This window comes from Pseudonocardia pini, assembly GCF_013870575.1.
In the GTDB taxonomy this organism is placed as follows: Bacteria; Actinomycetota; Actinomycetes; order Mycobacteriales; family Pseudonocardiaceae; genus Pseudonocardia; species Pseudonocardia pini.
Genome location: NZ_JACBXB010000453.1, coordinates 1 through 4,461, shown reverse-complemented (window position 1 = coordinate 4,461; position 4,461 = coordinate 1). Strand labels below are relative to the sequence as shown.

At 72.8% G+C, this 4,461-nt stretch carries 6 protein-coding genes; 5 read left to right on the top strand and 1 reads right to left on the bottom strand.

What is annotated here, in order from left to right:
• The 3 genes from H5J29_RS22095 to trmB all read left to right on the top strand — a co-directional run.
• The coding region (locus H5J29_RS22095; protein ID WP_220187760.1) for a glycosyltransferase family 2 protein at positions 1–775 on the top strand (775 nt) is incomplete at its 5' end.
• Between the two features lie 39 nt (positions 776–814).
• Entirely contained in the window at positions 815–1,840 is a 1,026-nt protein-coding gene (locus H5J29_RS22090) for a glycosyltransferase family 2 protein (protein ID WP_220187759.1), read from the top strand.
• Positions 1,833–2,489: a tRNA (guanosine(46)-N7)-methyltransferase TrmB gene (gene trmB, locus H5J29_RS22085; RefSeq protein ID WP_181782951.1), complete on the top strand. Its 657-nt coding sequence runs from the start codon at positions 1,833–1,835 to the stop codon at positions 2,487–2,489. The genes H5J29_RS22090 and trmB overlap by 8 nt, the downstream gene beginning before the upstream one ends.
• Here trmB and paaI read toward each other — a convergent pair.
• Positions 2,477–2,866 (bottom strand): hydroxyphenylacetyl-CoA thioesterase PaaI, encoded by a 390-nt coding sequence (paaI, locus tag H5J29_RS22080; RefSeq protein ID WP_181782953.1) that lies wholly within the window; start codon positions 2,864–2,866, stop codon positions 2,477–2,479. The genes trmB and paaI overlap by 13 nt on opposite strands.
• Before the next feature lie 89 nt (positions 2,867–2,955).
• Between paaI and H5J29_RS22075 the strand changes: the two genes are divergently transcribed.
• Together H5J29_RS22075 and H5J29_RS22070 are read left to right on the top strand one after the other, a co-directional pair.
• Positions 2,956–3,573 carry an NYN domain-containing protein gene (locus H5J29_RS22075; RefSeq protein ID WP_312858355.1) on the top strand — a complete coding sequence of 206 codons (618 nt, stop codon included), beginning with the start codon at positions 2,956–2,958 and terminating at the stop codon, positions 3,571–3,573.
• On the top strand, positions 3,570–4,461 hold an 892-nt coding region (locus H5J29_RS22070; RefSeq protein ID WP_181782950.1), incomplete at its 3' end, for an amidohydrolase family protein. The genes H5J29_RS22075 and H5J29_RS22070, both read left to right, overlap by 4 nt.

Below are 4,461 nucleotides of genomic sequence, written 5' to 3'. Positions count from 1 at the left end.
CAGGCCCCGGCCCCGACACGCGCCGCGGCGCTCGGGCAACCCCGCGGTCACCGTGGTGGTGCCGACCCGCAACGAGGCCCGCAACCTCGAGGTCGTGCTGCCCATGATCGCGGCCGTGCGGCCCGCGGTGCACGAGATCATCGTGGTGGACGGCAACTCCACCGACGGCACGATCGAGACGGCCCGCCGGGTGCTGCCCTGGGTCCGGATCGTGGAGCAGACCCGCAAGGGCAAGGGCAACGCGATGGCCTGCGGCTTCGCCGCGGCCACCGGTGACGTCATCGTGATGTTCGACGCGGACGGCTCCGCCGATCCCGGCGAGATCCCCGCGTTCGTGTCGGCCCTGGTGGCGGGAGCCGACTTCGCGAAGGGGACCCGGTTCGCCGAGGGCGGTGGCAGCGAGGACATCACGCTGCTGCGCAAGACCGGCAACGCCGGGCTGAACGCCTGCGCCAACGCGCTGTTCGGCACCACGTACACGGACCTCTGCTACGGCTACAACGCCTTCTGGGCGGACCTGGTCCCGATGCTGGAGCTGCCGGACCCGAACGTGCCGCAGCCCGAGGACGGCACGATGATCTGGGGCGACGGCTTCGAGATCGAGACCGTGCTCAACTGCCGGATCGCCGCGGCGGGCCTGAAGATCACCGAGGTGCCGTCCGTCGAGAAGGAGCGCATGTTCGGCGAGACGAACCTGAGGACCTTCGCGGACGGCACGAGGGTGCTGCGTACCCTGCTCTCGGAGCACCGGCGCGCCGACAAGCGGAAGGCCTAGCCGCCCGCGGGTCGGCCGCACACGCGAAAGGGACGCCCCGTGAACCTGTTCGAGCCGACCAACGAGCCCCCGGTCACCGCGACCGTCGTCGTCTGTGTCTACACGGACAAGCGCTGGGCGGACATCGTCGCGGCCGTGGAGTCCGTGCAGAGCCAGGACGTCCTGCCGGTCGAGACGATCATCGTCGTCGACCACAACGAGGCCCTGCTGGAGCGGTGCCGGGAGGCCTTCGACGGCGTCCAGGTGCTGGCCAACACGCACAAGCAGGGGCTGTCCGGCGCCCGCAACACCGCGATCGAGGCGGCGACCGGTGAGGTCGTCGCCTTCCTGGACGACGACGCGTCGGCCCGCGCAGGCTGGCTGCGCGCCCTGCTGGCGCCCTACGGCGACCCCGCGGTGATCGGCGTCGGCGGGATCGCGCACCCGCGCTGGCCCGTCTCCCGCACCGCGGTGGACGACTCCGGGCGCCCGGCGACGCTGCCCGGCGGCACCACCCGGGACGCCACCGGCGAGCTGGACTGGATCGTCGGGTGCACCTACACCGGCCAGCCCACCGAGCAGGCCGAGATCCGCAACCTCATGGGCTGCAACATGTCCCTGCGCGCCGAGGTGTTCAAGCGGGTCGGCGGGTTCGCCGAGGACATCGGGCGGATCGGCAAGAACCCGCTGGGCTGCGAGGAGACCGAGCTCTGCATCCGCGCCCGGCAGGCCTACCAGGCAGACGGGCGGGAGGTGCGGATCCTGTTCGAGCCCGCCGCCGCCGTCGACCACCGGGTGTCCGACGACCGGGTCGACTGGTCCTACCTGCGTCGCCGCAGCTGGGCGGAGGGCCTGTCGAAGGCGGCCGTGTCCAAGCTGGTCGGGCAGGGGGACGCGCTGTCCACCGAGTCCAAGTACGTCGCGACCGTGCTGCCGAAGGCACTGATCCGCGAGGTGCGGGCCAAGCGGCCCGCCTCCGCCGCGGCCGTCGTCACCGCGCTCGGCTTCACCGCCGCGGGCTACGTCCGGGGCAAGCTGCCCGGGGCCACCGCACACGTGCAGCTCCCCTCGTCCGACGGTGCCTGACACCCGCATCCCGTCGTTCGTCCGGCACCGCACGAGGCTGACCGAGGGCCAGCAGCACGCGTGGGACCAGTGGTGGTCCGAGTACGGCGGCGAGGTCGCCGAGACCGATCGGCTGGACGTCACACCGCCGACCGTCCTGGAGATCGGCTCGGGCAACGGCGAGGCCACCGCACTGATGGCCGCCGCGGCGCCGTCGGTGCACCACGTCGCCGTCGAGGTCTACGAACCCGGGTTGGCGCACCTGCTGATCCGGCTGCGCGCGGCGGAGCTGGCGAACCTCCGGCTGCTGCGCGGGGACGCCGTCGACCTGCTGGAGCGGGCCGTGCCGGAGAGCTCGCTGGAGGGGATCCGGATCTTCTTCCCAGACCCCTGGCCCAAGCGGCGGCACCACAAGCGACGGTTGGTGCAGCCGGACTTCGTGGCGCTGGCGGCCTCCCGGCTGCGGCCCGGCGGATGGCTGCACCTGGCCACGGACTGGGCGCACTACGCGGACCAGATGCTCGCGGTGTGCGAGGCCTGCCCGGCGCTGACCCGCGCACCCGAGTCCGACCCCTGGTACCCGCGCCCGGACTCACGCCCGCTCACCAAGTTCGAGCAGCGCGCGGTGCGCGAGGGCCGGATCGTGCGGGATCTGCTCTACACCGCGTAAGGCGGGGGGAGGTGGGGCGCGGCGCGGGAGCGGCCCCGGAACTCGGCCACCACGGCGTCGCCGACCCGGACCGTGACGTCGTAGATCCCCGACCGCCCGGACAGCGCCGTCTCGCGCGCCTCGGCCACCAGCTCGTCGCCCGGCTTCGCGGCCCTGAGGAAGGCGATGTCCCCGCCCGCAGCCACAGTGGACACCCCGTGGCTGTTGCAGGCGAAGGAGAACGCGGCGTCGGCGAGGAAGAACAGGTAGCCGCCGTGGACGATGCCGTGGCCGTTGAGGTGTCGCTCGGCGACGGTCAACGCGGTGCGCGCCCGCCCGGGGGCGATGTCCAGCAGGCGGATCCCCGCGTCCCGGATCGCCCGGTCCTGTCGGGTCATGGCCGCGGCCACCCGATCGGCTGTCTCCTGCTCGCTCACCGGCCCAGTGTCCGGGATAGGGTCTCCCGCATGCCCACCGGACGGACATCGTGACGGCGCCTGGCCCCCTGCCACGAGTCCTGCTCGTGTGGGACGCGCCCAACATGGACATGAGCCTCGGCTCGCTGCTCGGCGCACGCCCCACGTCGGCGTTCCGCCCGCGCTTCGACGCCGTCGGCCGGTGGCTGCTGGATCTCGCCGGACCGGATGCCGTGGCCGAGGCGTGCGTGTTCACCAACGTCGTGCCCGGGTCGACCGAGGTCGTGCGCCCGTGGGTCGAGGCGCTGCGCAACGTGGGCTTCGCGGTGTTCGCCAAGCCGAAGGTCGTCGAGGACAGCGACGTCGACGACGACATGCTCGCCCACATCCACATGCGCGAGCAGGAGGGGCACCTGCGGCACGTCGTCGTCGCCTCGGGCGACGGGCGGGCGTTCCGCGAGCCGCTCGAGACGCTGATCGAGCAACACGTCGACGTGACGGTGATCGGCTTCCGGGAGTACGCGAACTTCGCGCTGAACTCGGAGACGATCTCCTTCCTCGACCTCGAGGACATGGACGGGGTGTTCCGCGAGCCGCTGCCGCGGATGACCCTGGAGACCCTCCCGGACGAGGGTGCCTGGCTCCCGCCGTTCCGCTCGCTGCGGTCGCTCCTCGACCACCGCCGGTGAGGTTCACCGCCCCCGTCGTCCTCACCTGCGGCGCGGGGTTCCCGGTGGTGCGCGACGGCGTCGTCGACGTCCTGGAGTCCGGTCGCCTGGGGTACGTGGGGGTCCGGTCGGAGGCGCCCGCGCGGGAGGGTCCGGTGCAGGCGCTGTCCGGGCTGCTCATGCCCGGGCTCGTCAACACGCACTGCCACACGCCGATGGCGCCGCTGCGGGGGATGGGCGGGGACCTGCCGCTGCTGTCCTGGCTCCAGGACGTGATGTGGCCCGCGGAAGGCAAGCTCACCGCGGAGGACGTCCGGGTCGCGATGACCGCAGGCGCCGTCGAGCTGCTGCGCACCGGGTGCACCACCAGCGTCGAGATGTACTTCTTCACCGACGCGGTCCTGTCCGCGGTGGAGGCCGTCGGCTCGCGGGTGGTGCTGACCCCGGGGATCCTCGCCGCGCCCGGGTGGGACCGGCTGGGCAGCTGGGAGGAGATGCGAGACGACGTCTCGGCGCGGATCTCCTCCCACGGCGTCGTCTTCGGGCCGCACGACCGGTTCGAGCTGGGCTACGGGCCGCACTCCGCCTACACGCTGCCTGCCGCGGCGTTGGAGTCGATCGCGGCCGAGGCGCAGGCTCGGGGAGCGTTGATGCACGTCCACGTCGCGGAGTCGCGACAGGAGGACGTGGCCGTCCGCTCGTCGCACGGCTCGGTGCCCGCGCTGCTGGACTCGCTGGGCGCGCTGTCCGGCCGGGTGCTGGCCGCCCACTCCGTCCAGCTGTCCGACGACGACCTGGACCTGTTCGCCCGCAACGGGGTCGCCGTTGCGCACTGTCCCGGCTCGAACGCGAAGCCCAGCTCGAGGCCGCCTCCGGCACCAGCCCGCGCCGCGCGAACACGAACCCGAA

Bases quoted from the DNA above. Each gene is read 5' to 3' on its own strand.
- paaI (WP_181782953.1), bottom strand. From the start codon at position 2,866: ATGACCCGACAGGACCGGGCGATCCGGGACGCGGGGATCCGCCTGCTG.